Source organism: Rhodococcus xishaensis (assembly GCF_004011825.1).
Classification (GTDB): domain Bacteria; phylum Actinomycetota; class Actinomycetes; order Mycobacteriales; family Mycobacteriaceae; genus Prescottella; species Prescottella xishaensis.
In genome coordinates, this window is the sequence record NZ_RKLO01000006.1 from 23,525 (window position 1) to 50,187 (window position 26,663).

Consider the following 26,663-nt stretch of genomic DNA (forward strand, 5'->3'; position numbering starts at 1 on the left):
CGGTGGCTACGGCGGAGTCGGACAGCCGATTCGGTGGCGCGGTCGATTGGGGCCTCGCTGCTCGGACGGGCGTGCGTCTGGCGCCCTCCGGGCCCGTGACATCGCGGTACACAGCAGAGGCCGTCGTCGCCGAGCTCGAGAGTGCTTCGGTCCGCGCCGAGGGTCCGGTCCGCGACGTTACCGGGCTGGCCGACGGGCTGCCGATCCCTTCTGCACAGGTCGTCGACCGTGCGGGCTGGGTCCGCGCGGCGGCGAAGTCGATGGCACATCTCACCGGATCGGACGTCGACCCGCAGCGTTCATCGTTGGCCGGAAAGCCGAGTGGCGTGCAGGCAGGTGCGATGCTCGCGTACCTTTCGTCCGCGATTCTCGGCCAGTACGACCCGTTCACAGGCGAGCACGGCACGCTGCTACTCGTTGCGCCCAACGTGTTGCAGGTGGAGCGGACGCTGGCGGTACCGCCCGCGGACTTCCGGTTGTGGGTGTGCCTGCACGAGGTCACCCACCGAGTCCAGTTCTCGTCGGCGCCCTGGATGGGTGACTACATGCGCAGCTCCGTCGCAACGCTCGGCGAGGCGTCGAAGGAACCGATGGCCGAGTTCGTTTCGCGACTCTCCTCGGCCCTGCGGGATCGTCGCCGCGGTGAGGACCTCCCTGTCGACCAGCGGGGCATCATCGGACTGGTGCGTGCCACCCAGGCCGAACCTCAGCGTGCCGCGCTCGACCGCCTGCTTGTGCTCGGTACCGTGCTCGAGGGCCACGCCGACCACGTGATGGATGCTGTCGGACCCGACGTCGTGCCGTCGGTGGTACGCATCCGCAAGGCATTCGATGCGCGCCGCCGCCGCAAGACCACCCCCATTCAGCGAATCCTGCGGGCACTGCTCGGTGTGGACGCCAAGATGGCGCAATACGTGCGAGGCAAGCGATTCGTCGACGCCGTCGTCGACCGTGTCGGGATGGCAAGTTTCAACACGGTGTGGACCGGACCCGAAGCGATGCCGACCCTCGAAGAAATCGAGCACCCCGATGCCTGGATCCCGAGGGTGCTGGGGTGAGCCTCCTCCCGGAAACACCCGCGATCCTCGAAGTGCGGCATGCGGTTCGGGCTTGGCTGGCGCGACACGAGCCGGCCGGGACGGTTGTCGTGGCGCTGTCCGGTGGCGCCGACTCCCTCGCCCTCACGGCGGCCGCGGTCGCAGAGGCGCCCTCGGTGCGTGCGCTCGTCGTCGACCATCAACTCCAGGAGGGCTCGGACCGCGTCGCTGCCACCGCGGCCGCGCGGGCACTGGACCTCGGATGTGCCCGAGCGGACGTCGTGCCGGTAGACGTCACCGCGTCCGGTGGACTCGAGGCTGCCGCGCGCAGCGCCCGGTACGCGGCCCTCGACGCGGGCCGCGGCGGGCACCCCGTCCTGCTCGGACATACCCTCGACGACCAGGCCGAGACCGTGCTGCTGGGTCTGGCCCGTGGATCGGGTGGGCGGTCGATCCGCGGCATGGCCGAATACGACGCGCCGTGGGGCCGGCCCCTGCTCTGGGTCCGACGTGCTACTACCCGCCGCGCCTGCGCCGACCTCGCGCTCGAGCCGTACGAGGATCCCCACAACTCCGATCCGGGGTTCACTCGGGTTCGGCTGCGTACCGAGGTGCTGCCGCTGCTCGAGGACGCCCTGGGCGGCGGGGTCTCCGCGGCGCTGGCCCGGACCGCGGGACAGCTCCGTGAGGACGGTGAGGTGCTCGACACCCTCGCCCGCCAGGCGCTAGCGTCGGCGCGGGACGGAGACGATCTCCTCGTCGAGCGTCTGCACGAGATTCCTGTCGCAGTGCGACGTCGGGTCTTGCGGGCATGGCTCCTCGACGCTGGCGCGAAAGCACTGACCGACAAGCAGTTACGGGCCGTCGACGATCTGATCAGCCACTGGCGCGGGCAAGGCGGCGTCGCCGTCGGTGGCGGCGGTCCGGGCGTCAGGTTGGTCGCGTCCCGAAGCCGTGGCAGGCTGTCGGCGGACTTCGTGAACGATTGAAGGGAATGCTCCGTGTACGAGGGCGACATCGCATCGGTACTGATCTCCGAGGAGCAGATCAAGAAGCGAACGGCGGAACTCGCCGCGAAAGTCGCCGAGCGCTATCCGACCGGCGCCCCCGAGGGCGACTTGCTGCTGGTCGGTGTCCTCAAGGGCGCGATCTTCTTCATGACGGACTTCGCGCGGGCGTTGCCCATCCCCACACAAATGGAGTTCATGGCTGTCAGTTCGTACGGATCGTCGACGTCGTCGTCGGGCGTCGTGCGGATCCTCAAGGACCTCGACAAGGACATTGCCGGTCGGCACGTGCTGATCGTCGAGGACATCATCGATTCGGGTCTGACGCTGTCGTGGCTGATGCGCAACCTGAGGACGCGCAACCCTGCGTCGCTCGAGGTCGTCACGCTGCTACGTAAGCCGGAGGCGGTCAAGGTGGACGTCGAGGTCGCGTACGTCGGCTTCGACATCCCCAACGAGTTTGTCGTCGGCTATGGCCTCGATTACGCCGAGCGCTATCGCGATCTGCCCTATATAGGCACTCTCGACCCCAAGGTGTACGGCGGCTAGCAGCTCTACGACACGACGCGCTCGAGCGCCCGCAGGTCCTCCTCGAGCAGGCGGAACAGCCAGTACACGAACACGAACGCGATCACGCCGCCGACGCACAACACTCGCACCGCGACTATGACGGCTGAGATCTCGTCAGGGGGTAGGAACGTCGCCCCGGCGACCCCGACCAATGGCACCGACGCAGCCACCGCGAGGTACTTGGTGCTGCGGCGCTCCAGTCCTCGTAGTCGGCGCTCGTCGCTGCTGCTGGTGATGCCGTGCGGCAACAGCGATGGATACAGGCACCGCACCGCGTAGAACGTGACCAGGAAGAACGGGTATGCGACCGCGATCGCCCCGCACACGATCTGCGAACCCAGGAAGTGCACATAGACGCCCTGTGGAAGGGCCCCGGCGGCGATTTGCAGCATGACCGGAAAGGCGATTCCCGCGATGAGCCACAGCGCGAACACCACCGCGACGATCCGGTCACCCATCAGCAGGGTGTCGGCGCGGGCACGAGAGAGGGTGGCAGCGTCGTAGCTTCTGCCCCTCCGGAGACCCAAGGGCACGTAGATGACGTAGCGGCAGAGGTACACGATCAGCACGAACCCGAGCGGGAACACGATGCTGTTGATCACCTGCGAGATCTCGACGAATCGCTGCTGTGCCTCGGCGGACAGTTCATTGATGATCAGGGTCTGGTTGTGGTTGTAGTTGTAGATCGCCGCGAGGGTGTTCGGAACACCCACACCGAGTGCGACGATCGGAATCATCCACGGCAGCAGGCGGTGTCGCCAGCTGTGCGGTGGCGGGTCGACGAGGTCACGGGCCCGAGCATCGAGGCACAGGTCCAACTGTTGCGCCAGTTCCGCACCCGTCGACCAACGATCCTCGGGATTCGGTGCCAGGCAGGTCAGTAGAACGCGGCGCAGCGCAGCCGGGCAGTCGTCGGGCAACTCCTCCTGGAACCGCGTATCGATCTCGTGTCGTCGCAGCGCCAGCATGCGTTCGAGCGATGTCGCCGACTCGCCGGCGTCGCGTTCGTCCGCGAACGGACGCCGCCCGGTCAGCAGTTCCCACAACATCACCCCGAGCGCGTAGATGTCGCTCCGCGCGTCGAGGTCGGTGGCCGAGCCGGGCAAATCCGGGTGGCAGGCCTCGAGTTGCTCGGGCGACATGTAAGCGAGGGATCCACCGAAGTACGCGACCGGACTGGTCCCGGCGACACGGTCGCTGAAGCTGATGTTGAAGTCTGCCAGCTTGGGAACGCCCTCCGAAGTCAGCAGGACGTTCGCGGGTTTGATGTCGCGATGCAGGACGCCGTGCTGGTCGGCGTAGTCGAGGGCGTCTGCGAGACGGCGGCCCAGCCACGCGACCGTTTCGGGCCAGCTGAGCTCCGCGATCTCGGCGCGCACGCTCGAGTCACTCGGCCGGATCTCACCCTTTCGTTCGAGGACGGCATCGATCGAGTCGAGCAAGAACCGGCCGGTTCGGGGGTGCTCGGCCGGATGTTCGCGGACCCGGCGCAGGACGTCGAGCAGGGTGCCACCCGGCACGTACTGCATGTACAGCAGCTTCAGTTCGCGATCGGGGAGTAGCCGCTGGTCGAACACCCGGACGATGTAGTCATGGTCGAGTTGGGCCAGTGTCTGTGGTTCGGTGCCGTGGTCGTGTGAGACCTTCACCGCGACGATCCGCTGCATCGACCGCTGCCGGGCCAGGAACACCCGCGCGAACGATCCGCGACCCAGCTCGGTGAGCAGGTCGAAGTCGTCGACGCGGTCGCCGACGTTGACCTGCTCGAGGGCCCGCTGCGCGCCCGGTTGCGCGACCAGGGTGCTGCGGTAGTCGTCGGGCTCGAGCAGGGTCGCCACCTGCTCCGCATTCTCGGGGAACTCGCGCACGTACGCGGCGGCGTCGACGGCGTGACCGCTGCGGCGACGCAGGTGGAAGTCCTCGTAGATGAGGTCTACCGGAAGCGGCTTCGACCGCAGCTCGGGGAACTCGTCGCGGTACTCGGAGAGCGGTTTCGGCCGGTTCGCATGCACCAGTCGGTACTCGAGATCCACCTTGATCAGCTCGACGATTGCGGCACGGCGCAGCGCATCACCGACGGGCAGCCCGCCGGGCAGGAACGATTCGATCTCCGGGGGGTCGTCGGCCGCCGCCCACCGGTCGGCGAACCGGGCGACGACGTCGGCGAGGAAGGAGACCGTTCGCGAGCCGAGATCCGGAGGCGGCCCGCCGTCGATAGTCGTGGAGGCCGTGGGGGTCGATGCGGTTGTGCCATCCATCACACGTCACTGTCCAAAGATGGGAGTGCGGCAGGGTGGGGCCAACTCACCCCTAGGGGTACTCGAAATGATATCGCCCTTGGCGTCATACTCGGCAGGTGCGAGATCCGGGTGCCGAGGGGCCAACAGCTGAGAAGTTCACAGTCGACGAGTTCACTGCCGTTTCCATCGCCAGTCGAGTGCGTTCTGGAGCGCTGTCTCCAGTCGCTGCCGTCGACGATGCCCTCGGCCGTATCGAGCAGCGTGATCCCAGGATCCAGGCATTCGTGCGCGTGCTGGGGGAGCGGGCCCGTGCTGAAGCCGAGGCGCTTGCCGGCCGTACCGACCTCGCAAGCCTGCCGCTTGCCGGGGTTCCTGTCGCGATCAAGGACAACGTTCAGGTCCAGGGCGAACCTATGCGTGACGGTTCGGCTGCGACCGATCCACAGCCGTCCGCGAGCGACCATCCGACCGTCGCCAGGCTGCGGGCGGCCGGCGCCATCCCGGTCGGTCTGACCGCAGTCCCGGAACTGTGCGTGTGGGGTGCCGTCGACTCGCCGGGTGTGATCACCCGCAACCCGTGGAACCCGGACCGGGTGCCCGGAGGATCGTCCGGTGGTTCCGCCGCCGCCGTCGCCGCGGGCATGGTGCCGATCGCGTTGGCCGCGGACGGCATGGGTTCGATACGGATCCCGTCGGCTGCATGCGGTGTGTTCGGCATCAAGCCCGGCCGCGGTGTCGTGCCGTCCGAGCTGGGCGAGCACTCGTGGTTCGGGATGTCGGAGAACGGGCCGATCGCGTCGACCGTCGAGGATGCGGCTCTGATGCTCTCGGTGCTGGCCGACGAACCCGACCTCGGGCAGATCCCGCAGTCGCGGCCACTGCGAATCGGCGTGGCTGTCAACGCGCCGTCGCCTATCTTGCGGGTCGACCGCCAGTGGGCGAGTGGCGTCGAGAAAACTGCGGCGCTGCTCGCCGAGGCCGGGCACAGTACGTCACAGACACGGGTCCCGTATCCGCCCAACATGACGGCGGCGTTCGCGCGCTGGATGGCCGGGACTGCCGACGACGTTGCTGATCTGGATCCGGCCTTGCTGCAGCCACGCACCCGCAGGCACGCAGCGGTCGGTCGGATGATCAAACGGGCAGGGCTGGTGCGGCAGTCGCAAGTGGACCGCATCGAGGCCAGGATGCGTTCGTTTTTCTCGGCCTACGACGTCGTGGTGACGCCGTCACTCGCGCAGCCCCCGGTCGCGGCACTCCCGTGGAGCGAGAAGTCCTGGATATCCAACGTTGTCGCAAACGTGAGATATGCGCCGTTCAGTGCGATGTGGAACGTTCTCGGTTGGCCGGCTGCAAGCGTCCCGGTTGGTATGCACTCCGGGTCCCGGACACCATTGGCGGTGCAGATCGTCGCCCCACCCGGTGGGGAACGGACTGTGCTCGCGGTCGCAGCCGAGATCGAACATCGGCAGGGCTGGTTGCGTCACTCGCCTGTGTGAGGTGCGCACCTTGGTCCCCGGCCTGGTGATCTGCGTCCCCGAGCGGGAACCGACACGGGGGTAGAGCGCGTTGAAACTGATGACGATACTTCCCGGGGACGCGGCCGGGGCAGCTGGCTGCTACCAGGCATCGAGCATCTTCGTTCGCGGTAATCTGAGGTGTCTGGACAGTGGGACATCCACTCGTCTGGCCAGCCGGAACGGTGATTACGTACCTGAACGACCGCCCGCACTATCGAAAGGACCGGCCGCGGTGGCCGAACCTGTATGAACCGCAAGACTGTGTACCGCTACCTGGCGATAATCGCCGGTGTCCTGTTGGTGATCTACGCCTTCAGCTTCTTCGGCAACGACTCGCGGGAGTTCAAGTCGGTCGACACCTCGGTGGCGATCGCGCAACTCGACGCCAACAATGTCGACAAAGCGCAGATCGACGACCGTGAACAGCAGGTGCGACTGTGGCTCAAGAGCGGCAACGACGCCACTGACGGCAGCACCGAGATCATCGCCAAGTATCCGGAAGCGGCGTCCGAGCAGATCTTCGACAAGGTCTCGGGTTCAGGACTGCAGGAGTTCAACACGAACGTCACGCAGGAAAGCTGGCTGACGTCGACCCTGCTGTTCGTGCTGCCGATGATCATCCTGCTGGGCATCTTCCTGTTCGTGATGAACCGCATGCAAGGCGGTGGCCGCGGCGGAATGATGGGCTTCGGCAAGTCCAAGGCCAAGCAACTGTCGAAGGATCTACCCAGCACCACCTTCGCGGACGTCGCGGGTGCCGACGAGGCGGTCGAGGAACTCTACGAGATCAAGGACTTCCTGCAGCATCCCTCGCGCTACCAGGCGCTGGGCGCCAAGATCCCCAAGGGTGTGTTGCTCTATGGCCCGCCCGGCACGGGCAAGACGCTGCTTGCGCGGGCCGTCGCCGGTGAGGCCGGTGTACCGTTCTTCACGATCTCCGGCTCGGACTTCGTCGAAATGTTCGTCGGTGTCGGCGCCTCGCGTGTGCGTGACCTGTTCGAGCAGGCCAAGCAGAACAGCCCGTGCATCATCTTCGTCGACGAGATCGACGCCGTCGGTCGGCAGCGCGGCGCCGGCCTCGGTGGCGGACACGACGAGCGTGAGCAGACCCTCAACCAGCTGCTCGTCGAGATGGACGGCTTCGGTGACCGCACCGGCATCATCCTGATCGCCGCGACGAACCGCCCCGACATCCTCGACCCGGCACTACTGCGCCCTGGCCGCTTCGACCGCCAGATCCCGGTCAGCGCCCCCGACCTGGCAGGGCGACGGGCGATCCTCTCGGTGCACTCGCAGGGCAAGCCGCTCGACCCCAATGCCGATCTCGAGGGCCTCGCCAAGCGCACCGTCGGGATGTCGGGTGCCGACCTGGCGAACGTGATCAACGAGGCCGCGCTGCTAACGGCTCGCGAGAACGGGACCGTGATCACGGAGACCTCGCTCGAGGAGTCCGTCGACCGGGTGATCGGCGGTCCGCGCCGCAAGAGCCGGATCATCTCCGAGCACGAGAAGAAGATCACCGCGTACCACGAAGGTGGTCACACGCTCGCGGCGTGGGCGATGCCTGACATCGAGCCGATCTACAAGGTCACGATCCTTGCGCGAGGACGCACCGGTGGTCACGCGATGACCGTTCCCGAGGACGACAAGGGCCTGATGACGCGGTCGGAGATGATCGCACGCCTGGTCATGGCGATGGGTGGTCGTGCCGCTGAGGAACTCGTCTTCCACGAGCCGACGACCGGTGCCTCGTCAGACATCGACCAAGCCACCAAGATCGCCCGGGCGATGGTGACCGAGTACGGCATGAGCGCGAAGCTCGGCGCGGTCCGCTACGGGCAGGAACAGGGCGATCCGTTCCTCGGCCGCACGATGGGCATGAACTCCGACTACTCGCACGAGATCGCGCGGGAGATCGATGAGGAAGTGCGCAAGCTCATCGAGGCCGCGCACACGGAGGCGTGGTCGATCCTGAACGAGTACCGCGACGTCCTGGACGAGCTGGCCGGTCAGCTGCTCGAGCATGAGACCTTGACCCGCAAGGATCTCGAGAAGATCTTCACGAGCGTGGAGAAGCGCCCGCGGATCACCGAGTTCGACGTCTTCGGTGAGCGCACCCCGTCCGACAAGCCGCCGATCAAGACGCCGCGAGAGCTCGCGATCGAGCGGGGCGAGACGTGGCCGCCGGCGCCCGAGCCGATGCGGGAGGCGCAGCCGACGTTCGCGCAGCGTCAGACGGCGCCGCCTCCGGTCAACGGGAACGCCGCTTCAGAGCCGTCCTACGGTCGGCCCGCGCCGCACCCGGGTCCTGCGCAACACGGTCCTGCGCAGCAGGGTCCTCCGCAACAGGGTCCTGTCCACCCGGGTCATGCGCAGCCACCCGCGCCGCCGGTTCAGGGCACCCGTCCCGACTACGGCGCTCCCGCGGGCTGGTCCGCTCCGGGCTGGCCGCCCCGTGAGCCGGCCGACGGTGGTCACGGTCGGCGGGCTGACAGTGGTCATGGTCAGCGGGCTGACAGTGGTCATGGTCAGCGGGCTGACGCTGGTCACGGCCAGCAGGGTGGACGGCAGCAGCACCCGCAATGGGATCCGTCGAACCAGCGCCCCGCCGGGCCCGAGGACGGTTCGGGCCGCCCACCTGGCGAAAGGGGCAGCGGACGGTCCGACAACGATGCTCCGACGCAGGCCTGGGAGGGGCCGACCGGCCCGCAGTAATCGACCCACAACTAGGCTTAGACCCGGCACACCCGTATGGTCCGGGGCATTGAGCCCCAATACTGGAGGTACGTCGGTTGTCGGTGAATCAGCTGGGGAGTGAGCCGGTTGCGCTCATGACGGGGAGGCCGTTCGATCAGGCGCGCGCCGAAGCAGCAGTGCGTGAGCTGCTGATTGCGGTCGGCGAGGATCCCGACCGTCCGGGACTCCTCGACACTCCGGCCCGGGTAGCCCGCGCCTACCGCGAAGTGTTCGCCGGCCTGTACACCGATCCCGACGACGTCCTCAACACGACGTTCGACGAGGGCCATCAAGAACTCGTGCTGATCCGGGACATTCCGTTGTACTCGACGTGCGAGCATCACCTCGTCTCCTTCCACGGAGTCGCGCACATCGGCTACATTCCCGGGCCGACGGGACGGGTCACGGGACTGTCGAAGGTGGCCCGGCTGGTGGATCTGTACGCCAAGCGGCCGCAGGTGCAGGAACGGCTCACGAGCCAGATCGCGGACGCCCTCACGAGCAGACTCGACCCGCGCGGTGTGATCGTCGTGATCGAGGCCGAGCATCTGTGCATGGCGATGCGCGGAATTCGCAAGCCGGGCGCGAGCACCACGACGTCTGCGGTGCGTGGGCTGTTCCAGACGAACTCCGCCTCCCGCGCCGAGGCGCTCGATCTGATCCTCCGCAGGTGATCGCCCTACCGCACCCCGGACGGCCCGTCGTTATGGGCGTCCTCAACGTGACTGCCGATTCGTTCTCCGATGGCGGCAAATTCCTTGACCGAGACTCCGCTGTCGAGCACGGCCTGCACCTGCAGCGACTCGGGGTCGACGTCGTCGACGTCGGTGGTGAGTCGACTCGTCCGGGCGCCACCCGTGTCGATCCCGAAGTCGAGGCGGCACGGGTTGTATCGGTAATCGCTGCACTCGCTGCCGAGGGTGTGACCGTCAGCGTCGACACGATGCGAGCGTCGGTGGCTCGAGCGGCGATCGAAGCCGGTGCGTCGATAGTCAACGACGTCTCCGGCGGCCGCGCAGATGTCGACATGGCACGGGTCGTCGCAGAGGCCCACGTGCCCTGGATACTGATGCACTGGCGTCCCGCGGGCGAGTTCGTTCACGCCGGTGGATCGGCCCACTACGACGACGTGGTCCGTGAGGTGCGCGACGAGCTGATGGTGCAAGTGGACGCCGCGGTAGCGGCCGGCGTGGACCCGAGAGCGCTCGTGCTCGATCCGGGCCTCGGTTTCGTCAAGGCCGCCGACCACAACTGGCAGCTTCTGCACCGGCTTCCCGAACTGGCCGAACTGGGTTTCCCGGTCCTGATCGGGGCGTCCCGCAAGCGGTTCCTCGGGTCGTTGCTGGCGGGTGCAGACGGAACCGACCGCCCGCCGTCCGGCCGTGAAATCGCGACGGCGGTGATCTCGGCCCTGGCGGTCATGAACGGCGCCTGGGGAGTGCGGGTCCACGACGCACAGGCGTCGCTCGACGCGATCGCCGTCGCGGGTGCCTGGGGGCGGGGTGGTCAAGGCTCGGACGGGGAGGTGACGGATGAATGACGTTGGTGGCGATCGAATCGAGTTGCGTGGACTGAAGGTTCGCGGCAACCACGGCGTATTCGATTATGAGAAGCGTGGCGGGCAGGAGTTCTTCGTCGACGTGACCCTGTGGATGGATCTCGCGCCGGCCGCAGCGTCCGACGACCTGGCGGACACCTTCGACTACGGTGATCTGGCCCGGCGCGCGGCCGCGATCGTCGCGGGACCGTCGCGGGACCTCATCGAGACCGTCGCGGGGGAGATCGCCGATGATGTCATGGGCGATGCGCGCGTCGAGCGTGTCGAGGTGGCGCTGCACAAGCCGTCCGCACCGATCCCGTTGACATTCTCGGACGTCGCTGTGGTTGCTACACGGTCGCGAACCACTGCCGAGGCCACCTGTTGAGCCGGGCGGTGCTGTCCATCGGTTCCAACATCGGGGACAGCCTCGCTCATCTGCAGGCGGTGGTGGATGGCATGCGCGAGTGGATCGTTGCGGTCTCGCCGGTCTATGCGACGTCGCCGTGGGGCGGCGTCGAACAGCAGGACTTCCTCAACGCCGTCCTGATCGTGGACGATCCCGACGCCGACTGTCGGGACTGGCTGCGGCGCGGGCAGCAACTCGAGGCCGCCGCAGATCGGGTACGTGAGCAGCGGTGGGGTCCACGCACATTGGATGTGGACGTCGTGACGTGCAACGGGATCTGCAGCGATGATCCCGAGCTGACGTTGCCGCATCCACGTGCGCACGAACGGGCGTTCGTGCTGGCGCCGTGGCTCGACGTCGAACCGAATGCGACCATCGACGTCGACGAGACCGAAGTACGGGTCGACGACTTGCTCAGACGCCTCGACGCGGCCGAGAAGGCCGGAGTTCGACGGACGACGCTGCAACTGGAACTACGGTAGCTGTGATGAAACCGACCCGGATCTGGGACGTGTTGTCCCTGGCACTGCTCGCCGCAGTGGCGACCTGGTTGCTGGTCCGTGTCTGGTACGGGTCCATTCCCCCGATCCCCGTCTACGCGGGGGCGTCGCTGTACCCGGTTGCCGTCATCGAGACGGTGCTCGCGTTCGTGATCCGGGCGAGGATCCGCGACCACGCGATCGGTCCCGGCCCCCGACAATTGCATCCGATCACGGCCGCGCGCACCGCAGCACTGGCCAAGGCATCCGCGCTGGTCGGTGCGGCCAGTGCGGGCGTATGGGCGGGATTGCTCGTCTTTCTGTGGCCGCAGCGCTCGGAGCTGCGGGCCGCGGTCTCGGACAGTCCGGGTGCGATCGTCGGTCTGGTCGCCGCAGTCCTACTGGTTGTGGCGGCGTTGTGGCTCGAACACTGTTGCCGGACGCCGGACGTGCCGCCCGAGGAGCCAGCCCCCTGACACCTCGGGGCGGCCGAGCAGGATTGTACCCACCGTTGTATCCGGATTGGGTTTCGGGCGTGTGCGGCTACCCTGATTTGCATGACGGTTCCGAGTCGCGCCAAGTCGGTCCGCCGCAATCGACGCACTACGAGCCAGATGATCAGTGCCGGGCTTGTGTTGCTCGCCGTTGCGGCATCACTGTTCATGATCTTCAGCGACAGCGTCAAATTGCTTCGGGTAGGCCTGGTCGTCGCATTGTGGGCCGCAACACTGGGCGCCATCGCGATGACGAAGTACCGGCGCGAGTCCTCCAGGGAAAAGGCCAAGGTTCGTGACCTGCAGAGGGTGTACGAGCTGCAGCTGGAGCGCGAGATCAGTGCACGTCGTGAGTACGAGCTGGGCGTCGAGGTCCGGGTTCGGAACGAGATGAGTGCCGAGGCCGCGACCATGAATGCGCTGCGCGACGAGCTCGCTGCGCTTCGCCGGAACCTCGAGATGCTGTTCGACGGTCGACTTCCGGAGGACCGTGTGGCGCTACGCGCGGAGTCGACACGAGTGCAGGAGTTGGCGGGCAGCTACCACCCCGCCGCGTCGGGCCTGTTCGTTCCGGGAGCACAGGCGCCCAGCCACAATGCTCAGGCGCCCAGCCACAATGCTCAGGTTCCCGGCCCCAATGCTCAGGTTCCCGGCCCCAGTGCTCAGGTTCCCAGCCCCAATCCGGCACGGCACCCGGCGCCCCAGGCCCCCGGCTTCGCAACCCCGTACGACGACCCGGTCACGGCGGAGACGACGGTGATTCCGCCGATAGACGTCGAGACGTTCGACGGCCCCGGCGCCAACTACGACTTCGGCAGCCCCTTCACCAGCGACGTCGCCTCTGCCGACGAGGTTGTCGGTGGCCCGGAGCCTCCACTCGAAGAGCCCCTCTTCGCTAGATCGGTCCCTGAATACGAGCCCGCGCCGCCGGCGGATACCTTTCCGCCGAGGAGCGAGGAGCCCATGGCACCCGTCCCGTCAACCACGCCAGAACCGGTCGAACACCGACAGTTCAGGGGTGCGCACTCCGAGACGCCGCGGCCGGCCTCCCGTCGCGCACGTCGGTTGGCTGAGGACTCCGGTGGTGCGCACACGAACGGCCTTTCGGTTGCCGAGATCATGGCGAACCTCAAATCCGATGACGCGGGGGACGCCGCGCCGCGCAACCGCCATCGCGCAGAGTAGCGCCAACGAGATCGAAACCGCTCTCGCCGTCAAGTGAGCTGTAGATCACGTCGGACGGCCGGTGGTCCGCTTCTTCGCACGCGCTATTCTCTCCGCAGGACGTCTGGTACCCGCCACGCGGGACTGGAACGAACGAGAGGACGAAAGTGGTCTCCTTTGGGATCGCCAACGGTCCCGCGCCCGCACGGTTGACGATCGGTATCGTCTCGGCGGGACGGGTCGGGACAGCAATCGGTGCCGCGCTGGAGCGAGTCGGACACGTCGTTGTCGCCTGCTCAGCCGTCTCCGACGCCTCCGTTCATCGCGCGGAGACCCGACTACCCGACACCGAGATCCTGCCCGTTCCGGAGGTCGCAGCCCGGGCCGAACTGCTGATCCTCGCGGTTCCCGACGACGAACTCGCCGGCCTCGTGGGAGGTCTGGCGGCCACCGAGTTGGTGCGCAGGGGAACGATCGTCGTCCACACTTCCGGCGCCAACGGCGTCGGTATTCTCGCACCGCTCTCCGAGCAGGGCATCGTGCCGCTGGCGATCCATCCCGCGATGACCTTCACCGGCCACACCGAGGACAGTGCCCGACTGTCCGACGCCTGTTTCGGGATCACCGCGGCCGACGACATCGGCTATGCGATCGGGCAATCCCTCGTCCTCGAGATCGGTGGAGAGCCGGTCCGGGTCCGCGAGGAAGTCCGCCCGCTCTACCACGCAGCCCTCGCACATGGCAGCAACCACCTGGTCACGCTCGTCGTCGACGCGGTCGCCGCGCTGCGGGTGGCGCTCGAAGGGCAGGAACTGCTAGGCCAGGAACTGGTCGGCGACGACCCGAACGGACTGCCCGAACGGGTGCTCGGTCCGCTGCTGTCGGCAGCGCTCGACAACGCCCTGCGGCGCGGGCAGTCTGCGCTGACCGGACCCGTGGCACGCGGTGACGCGGCCGCCGTTGCGAAGCACCTCGAGGTGCTCGAGGACGTCGACCCGAGGCTGGGCGCGGGATACCGGGCGTTGGCGTTGCGGACTGCGCAGCGCGCGGGGGCGAAGCCGGAACTGATGGAAGTGCTCGAGGATGGAGGATGAGCCGAGGATGAGCACTGCGAACGAAGCTCCTGTTCTGCAGGGCGGATTCAAGCGCGGCGAACTGACCGTGCACCACGACCCCGAGGTCCTGACGCGGGTGTCGAAGGCGTTGCGCGGTGTCGGGCGCCAGGTGGCGCTGGTGCCCACGATGGGTGCACTGCATGCCGGTCACCTCGAGCTGGTGCGACAGGCGAAGGTGACTGGCGCCGTCGTGATCGTGTCGATCTTCGTCAATCCGCTGCAGTTCGGTGCGAACGAGGATCTCGACGCCTACCCGCGCACCCTCGATGCAGACCTGGAACTGCTGCGTGAGGTCGGGGTCGAGCTGGTCTTCGCCCCGACGCCGTCCACGATGTACCCCGACGGCCCGCGCACGACCGTCCTCCCAGGACCGCTCGGAGCCGACCTCGAGGGCAAGAGCCGGCCGACGCACTTCGCGGGCATGCTCACGGTTGTCGCCAAGCTGCTCCAGATCGCCGCACCCAACGTCGCGTTCTTCGGTGAGAAGGATTACCAGCAGCTCGTGCTGATCAGGCAGATGGTGCGTGATCTCAACTTCGACGTGCGAATCGTTGGCGTTCCGACGGTCCGTGAACAGGATGGTCTGGCCCTGTCCTCGAGGAATCGCTACCTCGAACCTGAGCAGAGGCAGCTGGCCACCACGCTGTCGGCTGCGCTGGTCGCGGGTGCGCACGCCGCGTCCGGCGGGGAGGAGGCGATTCTCGCCACCGCGCGCGAGGTGCTCGCCTCCGCGCCCGAGATCGAGGTGGACTACCTCGAGGTCCGCGGCGTGGATCTCGGCCCAGCCCCCGAACGCGGAGACGGTCGGCTCCTCATCGCGGCGCGAATCGGCAGCACGCGACTGATCGACAACGTCGGTGTTGCGGTCGGTACCGGGTTCCTCGAACGAACTAGCACAGACCCCACCACATCCTCCGCTCCCGTTGACGACCTCCTCTCCCACTGAAGACCGAAGGGCCGAACATGCTGCGCACCATGATGAAGTCGAAGATCCACCGTGCCACTGTCACGCACGCCGACCTGCACTACGTCGGCTCGGTGACCGTCGACCAGGATCTGATGGAGGCCGCCGACCTGCTCGAGGGTGAGCAGGTCACGATCGTCGACATCGACAACGGCGCCCGTCTCGAGACCTATGTGATCACCGGTGAGAGAGGCTCGGGTGTCATCGGGATCAACGGTGCCGCAGCGCATCTGGTCAACCCGGGTGATCTGGTGATCCTCATCGCCTACGGTGTGATGAACGAACAAGAGATCCGCGAGTACTCGCCGCACGTCGTGTTCGTCGACGGCGACAACAAACCGGTCGAACTCGGGTCGGACCCGGCGCATGCGCCCGAGGGCTCAGGTCTGGTCACGCCGCGGATGCTCTCCAGTCTGGTGTAGTACGGTGCTGCTCACGGTCGATGTCCGAAACACCAACATCGTTCTCGGACTCTTCACCGGCACCGGCTCTCACTCGAAGTTGGTGCGGGACTGGCGGATGCGCACCGATGCGCGGATGACCGCCGACGAGTTGGCGCTCAAGTTTCGCGGATTGGTCGGACCGCACGCCGATCAGATCACCGGTGTCTCCGCGCTCTCGACGGTGCCGTCGGTGCTGCGCGAGATACGCATAATGCTCGGCAGGTACTGGGATCATGTCCCGCACGTGGTCGTGGAGCCCGGCGTGCGCACCGGGGTGCCACTGCTGGTCGACAATCCCAAAGAAGTGGGCGCCGACCGCATCATCAATAGCCTTGCAGCGCACCACTTGTACGAGAGTGCTTGCATCGTAGTAGATTTCGGTACGTCGACATGTGTCGACGTCGTCTCCGACAAGGGCGAATTCCTTGGCGGCGCCATCGCGCCCGGCCTCGAGATCTCCACGGACGCACTGGCGTCGCAGTCGGCGGCGTTGCGGAAGGTCGAACTGGTCCGGCCCCGCTCGGTGGTCGGCAAGAACACCGTCGAGTGCATGCAGTCCGGTGCCGTGTTCGGATTTGCAGGTCTGGTAGACGGTTTGGTGTGCCGAGTTCGCCGTGAGCTCGCCGCCTTCAATGGGCCGGACGTCGCGGTGATCGCAACGGGGGACAGTGCACCGCTGATCATGCCCGAGTGCGAGACCATCGAGCACCACGAGCCTGACCTCGCGCTCGAGGGCCTGCGCATGGTTTACGAGCGCAACCTCGCACGGCGGAAGTCGCGCCGGAGCGAGGTCTGACCACCGGGTAGCCCGCGTCACTCGCACGAGGGGTTCCCTCGACGTCGATGTTGTGTAAGACTGCTCGACGTGTTCCGTTGCATGAGTGCCCAGGAGTGTTGTCGAGGCTGAACGCTGCCTCGATCGTCTTCACTCTCCTGGAGCTTTACTCGTGCATTCTGCATATCCTTTAGGCGTCCGCGCGTCTGCACACGTTGCGACCTCGCTGCCTACGCCATTGTTTCCCGCCGATTCGCTGCGGATGACTGATCAGGGCGCCTCCGGCGCCAAGGCGTACTCGACGCCCCTCATCGTGATGCCCTACTACGAGGTCGCCGGGCGCGGGGCGCTGCGCCGCAGTCGCCTCGAGCTGACCGTTCTGCTCGAAGGAAGCCTGAAGTGACCATCGACCAAATGCTCGACGACGCCCGCACTCACATTGATCGCATGTACGTCTTCGAGATCGCCGAGGCCGTCCGACGCGGCGCGATCTTCGTGGACATCCGACCCCAGGCCCAGCGGGCGCTCGAGGGCACGCTGCCGGGCGCGCTCGCGATCGAGCGAAACGTGCTCGAGTGGCGCCTGGACCCAACCAGCAGCGCCCACCTTGCGCTCGCCGTCGACCACGACGTCGAATGGGTGATCGTGTGCTCCGAGGGGTACACCTCGAGCCTCGCGGCCGCTGCCCTTCGGCAGCTCGGGCTGCACAAGGCCACCGACCTCGTAGGCGGCTACAAGGCCATCAAGGCCGCCGGCCTGCAGGGTGTCCTGATCGGACAGCGGCATTGCGTCCGAGAGTTGGCCACTGTTTCGGCGCACTGACCGGATCCCCGTTCGACGTCCCCGGGGGACGCCGTACTACCGGCGCACACGCTCGGCGAATGCGGCCCTATAGTCTTGTACCCCGTGAGTGAAGCACCAGCCCAGCCAGTCGACGACACCCCCGAGCAGCTCCGGATCCGCCGCGAGAAGCGGGAGCGTCTGCTCGCCCACGGCCAGGAACCGTACCCGGTGTCGGTTCCGCGCACTCATTCGCTCTCGGAGATCCGCGCCAAGTACCCCGATCTGGAAGTGGACTCGAGCACGGGAGAGGTGGTCGGCGTGGTCGGCCGCGTCATCTTCCTCCGCAACACCGGCAAGCTGTGCTTCGCGACCCTGCAAGAAGGCGACGGGACTCAGCTGCAGGCGATGCTCAGCCTCGCCAATATCGGCGAGGACGTCCTAGCAGCCTGGAAGGCCGATGTAGATCTCGGCGACTTCGTGTTCATTCACGGCGAGGTAATCAGCTCGCGGCGCGGCGAGCTCAGCGTAATGGCCGACTCGTGGCAGATCGCGGCCAAGGCCCTGCGTCCGCTGCCGGTCGCACACAAGGAGATGAACGAGGAATCCCGGGTGCGGCAGCGCTACGCGGACCTCATCGTCCGTCCGCAGGCCCGCGAGATGGCGCGCAAGCGGGTCGCCGTCGTTCGGGAATTGCGCAACGCGCTCGAGCGCCGCGGCTTCCTCGAGGTCGAGACGCCGATGCTGCAGACACTGCATGGCGGTGCGGCGGCGCGTCCATTCACGACTCACTCGAACGCGCTGGACATCGACCTGTACTTGCGAATCGCGCCGGAATTGTTCCTCAAGCGATGCGTCGTCGGCGGTATCGAGAAGGTTTTCGAGATCAACCGCAATTTCCGCAATGAGGGTGTGGACTCGACGCACTCGCCGGAGTTCGCGATGCTCGAGACGTACGAGGCTTACGGTACCTACGACGATTCCGCGAAGATGACCCGTGAACTCGTGCAGGAGGTCGCGCAGGGCGCTTTCGGCTCCCAGGTCGTCACGCTCGCTGACGGTTCCGAGTACGACCTCAGCGGCGAGTGGAAGACGATGGAGATGTATCCCTCGCTGTCCGAGGCGATCGGCGTTCAGGTCACCCCGGACACCTCGGTCGAGGACCTGTTGGCGCTGGCTGCGAAGGTCGGCCTCGACGTCCCGAAGGACAAGGGGTACGGCCACGGCAAGATCGTCGAGGAACTGTGGGAGCACCAGTGCGGTGACCAGTTGTACGAGCCCACATTCGTGCGGAATTTCCCGGTCGAGACGTCGCCACTCACCCGTCAGCACCGGAACCTGCCGGGTGTGACTGAGAAGTGGGATCTCTACATCCGCGGATTCGAACTGGCGACGGGGTATTCGGAGTTGGTCGACCCGATCATTCAGCGTGAGCGTTTCATGGATCAGGCGCGCCTTGCCTCGGCCGGCGACGACGAGGCGATGATTCTCGACGAGGAGTTCCTCGCTGCGATGGAGCAGGGTATGCCGCCGACCACCGGGACAGGTATGGGAATCGATCGCCTTCTGATGGCACTTACTGGATTGGGAATCAGGGAAACCATCTTGTTCCCAATTGTCCGACCGTCCACGCGCTGACCGGCAGTTCAAAACCCTCGATATTGATGAGCCATCATTTTCGAGGATTCAGGGTACTATTGCTTTCGAGTTGCCCCGGCTGGGACGCTTCGCGTCCGAGCGACGACGCGTCATTCGGAAGGAATCGACCCCATGGCAAAGAAGGTAACTGTAACGCTCATCGATGACGTCGATCAGGATGCCACCGCCGACGAAACAGTCGAGTTCGGCCTTGACGGGGTTGCGTACGAGATCGATCTGTCTTCCGAGAATGCAGCAAAGCTGCGTGAGCAACTCGACGTGTGGGTTTCGCATGCTCGGAAGGTGACGGCTCGTCGCCGTGGCAAGGGGGCGGCCGGTGCGGCTTCCCGTGGTGGGGCAGACCGAGAGCAGAGTGCCAAGATCCGTGAATGGGCACGAGGCCACGGCTACACGGTGTCCTCGCGCGGTCGGATCTCCGCCGAAATTACCGAGGCGTACAACAAGGAACACTGATCACGGTCGCAACACGGCCGGTGATCTGTTGCCGATGTAGAACGGTCTGCTACCATCTCGCTCCGTGCAGCTGAGACGATTCATTGCGGGCGTACTTCTTTCTGCGGTGTCACTGCTTGGTGTGGCAGTGCCGGCAACGGCCCAGGAGGCCTACCCGGTGCCCTACAACTTCCTTGCAGGAATTTCGCTGGAATTGAGTAATCCGGGCGGGTCCGCGCCGGGCTCGAACGACTGGTCGTGCAAACCGTCGGATGAGCGCCCGAATCCCGTCGTGTTGGTGCACGGAACCTTTGGCAACCGCCAAGACAATTGGGGTTCGTTTGCTCCGCTTCTCGCGAACGAGGGATATTGCGTCTTCGCGCTCACTTACGGCGCGCTCGAGGATCAGCCGTGGCCGATTTCAGCGATCGGCGGATTGAAGCCCATCGAAGAGAGCGCCGAGCAACTCCGTGAGTTCGTCGACCGCGTCCTGCAGGAGACCGGCGCGGAGAAGGTTGATCTGATCGGCCATTCACAGGGCACCCTGATGCCGACGTACTACGTCCAGCAACTCGGCGGTGCCGACAAGATCGACAAGTACGTGTCGCTGGCGCCGCTGTGGGACGGCACCGATGGGTCCGGCGGAGACAGTTCGATGGACACTCTGATGGATGCCATGAGCGCCCTCATCGATGACGGAAGCGGCGAGCTCTGCCTGGCGTGCCCGCAGATGGCGACAGGCTCGGAGTTCTTGCAGGCGCTGCAGGCGAACGGAATCTACGCGCCCGAGGTGACCTACACCAACATCCTGACTCGCTACGACCAAGTGATCGTCCCCTACACCAGCGGGTACCTCGAGGGGCCCAACGCGACCAACATCGTCTTGCAGGACGAGTGCAGCACAAACTTCGGTGAGCATCTTGCCGTTGCTGCGGACTCCGTCGCGGCCGTGCACGTTCTGAACGCTCTGGATCCAGACAACCAACGTTCGGTACCGTGCCAGTTCGTGGTGCCGATCCTGGGCGGCTGAGCTTCAACAGCTTTCTCCCTCGGACGTCCGCGTACTGATCTGCGCGGATAGGGTTCCGCCTCGGCGCCGCGTTCGTAGGAAGGAGTGTGTGCGTGCGAGCGGTTCCGGACGTCGACGCGAAAGAGGTCGTCGAATCCGACGTCCGTTCGCCTGGGAGTCGGCAGTCGTCACCGACGAGGAGTCGACAGTGGTCACCGACCTCCCGGAAGGTGTTCGTCGCGGCACTGGCACTCATTGCTGTGCAGATCGTGGTTCGATCTGTCGTAGCGTTCTCGGGCGACTTCTACTGGGACGACCTCATCCTGATCAGCCGCTCCGGCGAGTTGCCTGCTCTGTCGACTGAATTCCTCTTCTACGACCACGACGGTCATCTCATGCCGGCTGCCTTCCTGGTCGCGTGGTTGTCGACCGCAGCGGCACCGCTGAGCTGGACGGTTCCTGCGGTGACGCTTGTCGTGGGGCAGGCGCTCGCGTCGCTTGCGGTGCTGCGGATCCTCCGCCTGCTCGTAGGCACCCGGCCGGTGCTGCTGCTGCCGTTGGTGTTCTACCTGTTCTCCCCGCTCACACTGCCGTCGTTCGCGTGGTGGGCGGCAGGCCTCAACTCGTTGCCGATGCAGATCGCGCTGGCCTGGGTGGCGGGTGACGCGATCCGGCTGTGCCGGACCGGACGTGCCCGGTTCGCGGTGTCGGGCGCAGTGGTAACGGCACTGTCGTTGGCGTTCTTCGAGAAATCGATTCTGGTACCGGTGGTCGCGTTCGCGGTGGTCGCGCTCGCGTACCGAGTCGACGGTATCGAGCGTCCAATCCGCACGGCACTGGACCGGGGGAAGGCGCTGTGGATCCCCCTCGCCGTAGTCGTCGCGCTGTGGGCGGCGACGTACCTTCACTTCACTCACTCCCGGTTGGTATTCCCGTCCGCCACCCAGACCGCGGGGCTCGCGCACCACGGGACCTCCCTGGGCCTGGTGCCAACGTTGCTCGGCGGGCCGTGGAGTTGGGATCGTTGGCCCCCGAGCCCGCCGTGGGCGACGCCGCCCACCGTTCTCGTCGTCCTCGGCTGGGCGGCCGTGGCGGCCGCGCTCGTGTGGTCGCTGCGGTATCGGCAGCGCACAGTCGGCGTCTGGGTGTCGATGGCGGTGTACGTCGCAGTGTCCGAGGCGGCGATGATCCTGACCCGTTCCGGCCCGGATACCGCGTACGAGTTGGCCCAGACGCTGCGCTACGTCGCCGACAGCGCGGTCGTGATCGCGATCGGCTGGGCGCTGATCGTGCGGGCGCCCCGCAGGCCAGCGGTGCGTCCGCTTCCACGGCCACGGCCAGTTTTCATCGTCGGCTTGGTGGCACTGTTCGTCGCGAGCAGCCTGTGGTCGACAGCGACCTTCGTGCAGCGATGGCGCGACAACCCGACCGTGGACTACCTCGCGAACGGTCGCGCCGCCCTCGCTGCGAACCAGGAGACCCCGATGCTGGATCAGCCCGCGTCGATCTATGTCTTACTTCCCGTCGCGTTCCCGCACAACATGGCGAGCCGCATCTTCGGTCCGCTGCACGACCGCCCCGAGTTCGGGCGGTCGACGAACTATCTACAGGTCTTCGACGACTCCGGGCACTTGATCCCGGGCGCCGTCGTGCGGATCCGCAGCATCGGGCAGGGGCCCGTCCCCGAGTGTGGCTATCGCATCGAGAACGATCCGGTCGACCTGCCGCTCGACGGTCCGCTCATCGACTGGGAGTGGACGGCCCAGCTCAACTACTTCGCGAGCACCGACGGCACCATCGAAGTCAGCTTGAATCGCAGTGGGGACACGGTGACGGTCCCGGTACAGGCCGGGCTGAACCAGGCATTCGTGAGGCTGCTCGGGGCAGGTGACGGGATCCGGGTCCGCCCGGTGACTCCTGGACTGGAGTTGTGCATCGGTGCCGGCCCCGTCGGGGCCGTCGGGCCGGCGCCGGAGGCGGGATCGTGACGGCCACTACCGGCACTGCGACGCCGGGATACGTGAAGTCGCTGACGGGCCTGCGCGCGATCGCGGCGCTGATGGTGATCTTCGCGCACGCTGGGTTCTGGACCGGTCGGTACACGCCCGATCCCACAGGTGCCGCGTTTTCCCGGCTCGAGGTCGGCGTCACGATGTTCATGGTGCTGTCGGGCTTCCTGCTGGCACGCCCTTGGCTCAAGGCCGCCGCAGGGCAGGGGGAGTTGCCGTCGACGCGGGTCTACGCGTGGCGCCGGGTGCGACGAATCCTGCCTGCGTACTGGATCACCATTATCGCGACGTATGCGATCTACCTGTTCCGGGAGGATTCCGGGGAAACGGGGAAGGGCTGGTCCGGGTTCCTGCGGAACATGACCTTCACCCAGATCTACGGGGCCGGGCACCTGCACACCGGACTCACCCAGATGTGGAGCCTCGCGGTCGAGGTGGCCTTCTATCTCCTGCTTCCGGTGATCGGGTGGTTCTTGGTGGTGGTCGTCTGCCGCCGGCGATGGCATCCCGTCCGCCTCGCGGTCGCCCTGCTCGTCCTCGTTGCGATCACGCCGCTGTGGACGCTGATCACCCACAACACCGACATCGACTTCACGGCCCGGCTTTGGCTGCCTGGGTTCATCGCCTGGTTCGCCGGCGGCATGCTGCTTGCGCTGGCCTCCGTAACCATCAAGCGCTGCAACCCGTACGGGATGGGCCTGCTGGCGATCTACTTCCTGCTGCTCGTGTGCACACCGCTTGCGGGGGAAGCGACCATCGTGCCCATGGACGCCACTGAGGCGGTCACCAAGTCGATGCTGTATCTGCTGTTCGCGACGGCATTGATAGCGCCGCTCGTCATCGGTGATAGGCCGGGACCGCTCGGACGCCTGTCATCGTCGGCCCCGATGGTGTGGCTCGGCGAGATCTCCTACGAGATCTTCCTCGTGCACCTCGTGGTGCTGGAGTTCGTCGTCGACATGCTGGGCTACCAGACGTTCCAGGGCTCGACGGTCGGTGTCTTCGTCGTCACCGTCGCGTTCTCCGTCCCGATTGCGTGGGCGTTGCACCGAACCCTGTTGCGGTTCATCGAGAGTGGGCCCAAACAAGAGCGCCGGCCGATGGAGGTATCTCGGCGCGAGACCCGCGCCGTCGACCAGCCGGTCGCGCCTACTCCCACCCGAGTCGAGTGACGACTGTCGTCATCGGAGACAACTACCACCAGTGCTGGCTCCCGCGCGGTCGACGTAGCAACTAGGGGAGAACTCGTTCCATGGGCGAGTTCTCCCGTGGCCCCTGCCGCTGTGTCGACTAACCGGACACGATGCCGACGATCGCGACAAGCGCGAAAATAGGCGAACCAGGTCCACCATGCACAGAGGCCTCCATCTCTCGGAGGCGCCCGGGGGGCAGGCCGTGGAGCCACTCCGACGCCGTGTTCGCTTCAGGCGTACAGGGCGCGGGAAACGATTCCGCGACCTGCGACGTTGAGGAGTTCATGCAGGTTCGCTCCACTCGCCCGACGGGCGGAGGAGCGGCAGGCCGAAGAGTCGCCCACTAGAGTGTGAAGTGGGGTCGTGGAACCTTCGGTTCCGGAGGCCGTCAGCCTGTTGTGCCGGAGCGAGACTCGGCGGAAAGGTGCGAGACACCGAGAAAGGCGGGGCCTCGTACCTGGACCACCGGAAAATGTGAGGGAGAGCGATGTTCGAGAGGTTCACCGATCGCGCGCGGCGCGTCGTCGTCCTGGCTCAAGAAGAAGCGAGGATGCTCAACCACAACTACATCGGCACGGAGCACATCCTGCTGGGTCTCATCCATGAGGGTGAGGGCGTAGCGGCCAAGTCGTTGGAGTCGTTGGGTATTTCCCTCGAAGGTGTCCGCAGCCAGGTCGAGGAGATCATCGGGCAGGGCCAGCAGGCGCCGTCCGGCCACATCCCCTTCACTCCCCGCGCCAAGAAGGTCCTCGAGCTCAGCCTGCGAGAGGCGCTGCAGCTCGGCCACAACTACATCGGGACCGAGCACATCCTGCTCGGTCTGATCCGCGAGGGCGAGGGTGTCGCCGCCCAGGTCCTCGTCAAGCTGGGTGCCGACCTCAACCGCGTGCGCCAGCAGGTCATCCAGCTGCTGTCGGGTTACCAGGGCAAGGAGCCGGCCGAGGCCGGCGGCAGCCGCGGCGAGGCGGGCACCCCGTCGACGTCGCTGGTCCTCGACCAGTTCGGCCGGAACCTCACCCAGGCCGCCCTCGAAGGCAAGCTCGACCCGGTCATCGGTCGTTCGAAGGAGATCGAGCGCGTGATGCAGGTTCTGAGCCGCCGCACCAAGAACAACCCGGTTCTCATCGGCGAGCCCGGCGTCGGCAAGACCGCGGTCGTCGAGGGCCTCGCACAGGCCATCGTCAACGGCGAGGTGCCGGAGACCCTCAAGGACAAGCAGCTCTACACGCTGGACCTCGGTTCCCTGGTGGCCGGCAGCCGGTACCGCGGTGACTTCGAGGAACGCCTCAAGAAGGTCCTGAAGGAGATCAACACTCGCGGCGACATCATTCTGTTCATCGACGAGCTGCACACCCTGGTTGGTGCGGGCGCGGCCGAGGGCGCCATCGACGCCGCTTCGATCTTGAAGCCGAAGTTGGCTCGCGGCGAGCTGCAGACCATCGGTGCGACCACCCTCGACGAGTACCGCAAGTACATCGAGAAGGACGCCGCCCTCGAGCGCCGCTTCCAGCCGGTGCAGGTCGGTGAGCCGACGGTCGAGCACACCATCGAGATCCTCAAGGGTCTGCGGGACCGTTACGAAGCGCACCACCGTGTCTCCATCACCGACAGTGCGCTGGTTGCGGCGGCCACCCTGGCCGACCGCTACATCAACGATCGTTTCCTGCCGGACAAGGCCATCGACCTCATTGACGAGGCGGGTGCCCGGATGCGCATCCGCCGGATGACCGCGCCGCCGGATCTGCGTGAGTTCGACGACAAGATCGCCGATGCCCGCCGCGAGAAGGAGTCTGCGATCGACGCGCAGGACTTCGAGAAGGCCGCGAACCTGCGCGACAAGGAAAAGCAGCTCGTCGGGCAGCGCGCCGAGCGGGAGAAGCAGTGGCGGTCCGGTGACCTGGACGTCATCGCCGAGGTCGACGACGAGCAGATCGCCGAGGTCCTGGGCAACTGGACCGGCATCCCGGTCTTCAAGCTCACCGAGGAGGAGACCACGCGTCTGCTCCGCATGGAGGAGGAGCTGCACAAGCGGATCATCGGCCAGGAGGACGCCGTCAAGGCCGTCTCGAAGGCGATCCGCCGTACCCGCGCCGGCTTGAAGGACCCGAAGCGTCCGTCCGGCTCGTTCATCTTCGCCGGACCGTCCGGTGTCGGTAAGACCGAGCTGTCCAAGGCGCTCGCGAACTTCCTGTTCGGCGAGGACGATGCGCTCATCCAGATCGACATGGGCGAGTTCCACGACCGGTTCACCGCGTCGCGTCTGTTCGGTGCCCCTCCCGGCTACGTCGGCTACGAAGAGGGCGGCCAGCTCACCGAGAAGGTGCGCCGCAAGCCGTTCTCGGTGGTCCTGTTCGACGAGATCGAGAAGGCGCACCAGGAGATCTACAACACTCTCCTCCAGGTCCTTGAGGATGGCCGTCTCACCGATGGTCAGGGTCGTACGGTCGACTTCAAGAACACCGTGCTGATCTTCACCTCGAACCTGGGTACCGCGGACATCTCGAAGGCCGTTGGTCTGGGCTTCAGCCAGGGCACGGGCAGCGAGTCGAACTACGAGCGCATGAAGCTCAAGGTTCACGACGAGCTCAAGAAGCACTTCCGGCCCGAGTTCCTCAACCGCATCGACGACATCATCGTCTTCCACCAGCTGACGCAGGCCGAGATCATCGAGATGGTGGACCTGATGATCAGCCGCGTCGAGGCGCAGCTGAAGAACAAGGACATGGACATCGAGCTGACCGAGCAGGCCAAGGCGCTGCTCGCAAAGCGCGGCTTCGATCCGGTGCTCGGCGCACGTCCCTTGCGTCGCACTATCCAGCGCGAGATCGAGGACCAGTTGTCGGAGAAGATCCTCTTCAACGAACTGGAGCCGGGCCAGATCGTGCTCGTCGATGTCGAGGGCTGGGACGGCGAGGGAGCCGGCGAGAACGCGAAGTTCACGTTCCGTGGCACCCCCAAGCCGGTCACGGTCCCGGATTCACCCGCCGAAGCGCTCGCGAGCGCCGGTGAGCCCGAGAGCGGCCCCCAGGAGTAGCGCTTCCAGCACAGAGAAGCCGCTTGCATCGCAACGATGCCCCGGACGCAATTGCGT

General features: G+C 66.2%; 24 protein-coding genes. 23 read left to right on the forward strand and 1 reads right to left on the reverse strand.

What is annotated here, in order from left to right:
* The first annotated feature begins 2 nt into the window (after positions 1 to 2).
* From EGT50_RS14305 to hpt, 3 genes are read left to right on the forward strand one after another with little or no spacing between them, the layout of a single operon-like run.
* Complete coding sequence (locus tag EGT50_RS14305) at positions 3 to 1,058, forward strand: zinc-dependent metalloprotease (protein WP_127955343.1); 1,056 nt, start codon at positions 3 to 5, stop codon at positions 1,056 to 1,058.
* Positions 1,055 to 2,026, forward strand: a complete 972-nt coding sequence (gene tilS, locus EGT50_RS14310; protein WP_127955344.1) for a tRNA lysidine(34) synthetase TilS — start codon at positions 1,055 to 1,057, stop codon at positions 2,024 to 2,026. Before EGT50_RS14305 ends, tilS begins: the two co-directional genes overlap by 4 nt.
* A 12-nt stretch (positions 2,027 to 2,038) precedes the next feature.
* Positions 2,039 to 2,593: a hypoxanthine phosphoribosyltransferase gene (gene hpt, locus EGT50_RS14315; RefSeq protein WP_127955345.1), complete on the forward strand. Its 555-nt coding sequence runs from the start codon at positions 2,039 to 2,041 to the stop codon at positions 2,591 to 2,593.
* A gap of 5 nt (positions 2,594 to 2,598) precedes the next feature.
* Here hpt and EGT50_RS14320 read toward each other — a convergent pair whose 3' ends face one another.
* Positions 2,599 to 4,872 carry a serine/threonine-protein kinase gene (locus EGT50_RS14320; RefSeq protein WP_127955346.1) on the reverse strand — a complete coding sequence of 758 codons (2,274 nt, stop codon included), beginning with the start codon at positions 4,870 to 4,872 and terminating at the stop codon, positions 2,599 to 2,601.
* A gap of 98 nt (positions 4,873 to 4,970) precedes the next feature.
* On the opposite strand from EGT50_RS14320, the gene EGT50_RS14325 reads away from it, so the two are divergent.
* The 20 genes from EGT50_RS14325 to EGT50_RS14415 all read left to right on the forward strand — a co-directional run bounded on the left by EGT50_RS14325 (position 4,971) and on the right by EGT50_RS14415 (position 26,606).
* Positions 4,971 to 6,353: an amidase gene (locus EGT50_RS14325; protein ID WP_127955347.1), complete on the forward strand. Its 1,383-nt coding sequence runs from the start codon at positions 4,971 to 4,973 to the stop codon at positions 6,351 to 6,353.
* 267 nt (positions 6,354 to 6,620) lie between these two features.
* Positions 6,621 to 9,089, forward strand: coding sequence for an ATP-dependent zinc metalloprotease FtsH (ftsH, locus tag EGT50_RS14330; RefSeq protein WP_127955348.1), 2,469 nt, complete (start codon positions 6,621 to 6,623; stop codon positions 9,087 to 9,089).
* Between the two features lie 116 nt (positions 9,090 to 9,205).
* On the forward strand, positions 9,206 to 9,784 hold the full coding sequence (gene folE, locus EGT50_RS14335; protein ID WP_408014650.1) for a GTP cyclohydrolase I FolE: 579 nt from the start codon (positions 9,206 to 9,208) through the stop codon (positions 9,782 to 9,784).
* A 32-nt stretch (positions 9,785 to 9,816) separates the two neighbouring features.
* Positions 9,817 to 10,650, forward strand: a complete 834-nt coding sequence (folP, locus tag EGT50_RS14340) for a dihydropteroate synthase (RefSeq protein WP_127955584.1) — start codon at positions 9,817 to 9,819, stop codon at positions 10,648 to 10,650.
* The gene (folB, locus tag EGT50_RS14345; protein ID WP_127955350.1) at positions 10,643 to 11,035 is read left to right on the forward strand and encodes a dihydroneopterin aldolase; all 393 of its coding nucleotides are present in this window, start codon (positions 10,643 to 10,645) and stop codon (positions 11,033 to 11,035) included. Before folP ends, folB begins: the two co-directional genes overlap by 8 nt.
* A complete protein-coding gene (gene folK / locus EGT50_RS14350; RefSeq protein ID WP_127955351.1) occupies positions 11,032 to 11,538 on the forward strand; it encodes a 2-amino-4-hydroxy-6-hydroxymethyldihydropteridine diphosphokinase in 507 nt (168 codons plus the stop codon). Before folB ends, folK begins: the two co-directional genes overlap by 4 nt.
* Positions 11,539 to 11,543: 5 nt before the next feature.
* Positions 11,544 to 12,011, forward strand: coding sequence for a DUF3180 domain-containing protein (locus EGT50_RS14355; protein ID WP_127955352.1), 468 nt, complete (start codon positions 11,544 to 11,546; stop codon positions 12,009 to 12,011).
* Between the two features lie 81 nt (positions 12,012 to 12,092).
* Positions 12,093 to 13,214, forward strand: a complete 1,122-nt coding sequence (locus EGT50_RS14360) for a DUF6779 domain-containing protein (protein WP_127955353.1) — start codon at positions 12,093 to 12,095, stop codon at positions 13,212 to 13,214.
* 146 nt (positions 13,215 to 13,360) lie between these two features.
* Entirely contained in the window at positions 13,361 to 14,287 is a 927-nt protein-coding gene (locus tag EGT50_RS14365; protein WP_127955354.1) for a Rossmann-like and DUF2520 domain-containing protein, read from the forward strand.
* Positions 14,288 to 14,294: 7 nt separating this feature from the next.
* Positions 14,295 to 15,254, forward strand: a complete 960-nt coding sequence (gene panC, locus EGT50_RS14370; protein WP_127955355.1) for a pantoate--beta-alanine ligase — start codon at positions 14,295 to 14,297, stop codon at positions 15,252 to 15,254.
* 17 nt (positions 15,255 to 15,271) lie between these two features.
* Positions 15,272 to 15,694 (forward strand): aspartate 1-decarboxylase, encoded by a 423-nt coding sequence (panD, locus tag EGT50_RS14375; protein WP_127955356.1) that lies wholly within the window; start codon positions 15,272 to 15,274, stop codon positions 15,692 to 15,694.
* A gap of 4 nt (positions 15,695 to 15,698) precedes the next feature.
* The gene (locus EGT50_RS14380) at positions 15,699 to 16,511 is read left to right on the forward strand and encodes a type III pantothenate kinase (RefSeq protein WP_127955357.1); all 813 of its coding nucleotides are present in this window, start codon (positions 15,699 to 15,701) and stop codon (positions 16,509 to 16,511) included.
* Positions 16,512 to 16,752: 241 nt separating this feature from the next.
* Positions 16,753 to 16,893 carry a hypothetical protein gene (locus EGT50_RS17075; RefSeq protein WP_164873422.1) on the forward strand — a complete coding sequence of 47 codons (141 nt, stop codon included), beginning with the start codon at positions 16,753 to 16,755 and terminating at the stop codon, positions 16,891 to 16,893.
* Complete coding sequence (locus tag EGT50_RS14385; protein ID WP_127955358.1) at positions 16,890 to 17,312, forward strand: rhodanese-like domain-containing protein; 423 nt, start codon at positions 16,890 to 16,892, stop codon at positions 17,310 to 17,312. The genes EGT50_RS17075 and EGT50_RS14385 overlap by 4 nt, the downstream gene beginning before the upstream one ends.
* A gap of 84 nt (positions 17,313 to 17,396) precedes the next feature.
* The gene (gene lysS, locus EGT50_RS14390; protein ID WP_127955359.1) at positions 17,397 to 18,908 is read left to right on the forward strand and encodes a lysine--tRNA ligase; all 1,512 of its coding nucleotides are present in this window, start codon (positions 17,397 to 17,399) and stop codon (positions 18,906 to 18,908) included.
* A gap of 132 nt (positions 18,909 to 19,040) precedes the next feature.
* Positions 19,041 to 19,382 carry a histone-like nucleoid-structuring protein Lsr2 gene (locus EGT50_RS14395; protein ID WP_127955360.1) on the forward strand — a complete coding sequence of 114 codons (342 nt, stop codon included), beginning with the start codon at positions 19,041 to 19,043 and terminating at the stop codon, positions 19,380 to 19,382.
* Positions 19,383 to 19,452: 70 nt separating this feature from the next.
* Positions 19,453 to 20,391: an esterase/lipase family protein gene (locus EGT50_RS14400; protein WP_127955585.1), complete on the forward strand. Its 939-nt coding sequence runs from the start codon at positions 19,453 to 19,455 to the stop codon at positions 20,389 to 20,391.
* Positions 20,392 to 20,600: 209 nt separating this feature from the next.
* Positions 20,601 to 22,358 (forward strand): hypothetical protein, encoded by a 1,758-nt coding sequence (locus EGT50_RS14405; protein WP_127955586.1) that lies wholly within the window; start codon positions 20,601 to 20,603, stop codon positions 22,356 to 22,358.
* Positions 22,352 to 23,551, forward strand: coding sequence for an acyltransferase family protein (locus EGT50_RS14410; protein ID WP_408014651.1), 1,200 nt, complete (start codon positions 22,352 to 22,354; stop codon positions 23,549 to 23,551). The genes EGT50_RS14405 and EGT50_RS14410 overlap by 7 nt, the downstream gene beginning before the upstream one ends.
* A 508-nt stretch (positions 23,552 to 24,059) precedes the next feature.
* Complete coding sequence (locus tag EGT50_RS14415) at positions 24,060 to 26,606, forward strand: ATP-dependent Clp protease ATP-binding subunit (protein WP_127955361.1); 2,547 nt, start codon at positions 24,060 to 24,062, stop codon at positions 26,604 to 26,606.
* Positions 26,607 to 26,663: the final 57 nt, after the last annotated feature.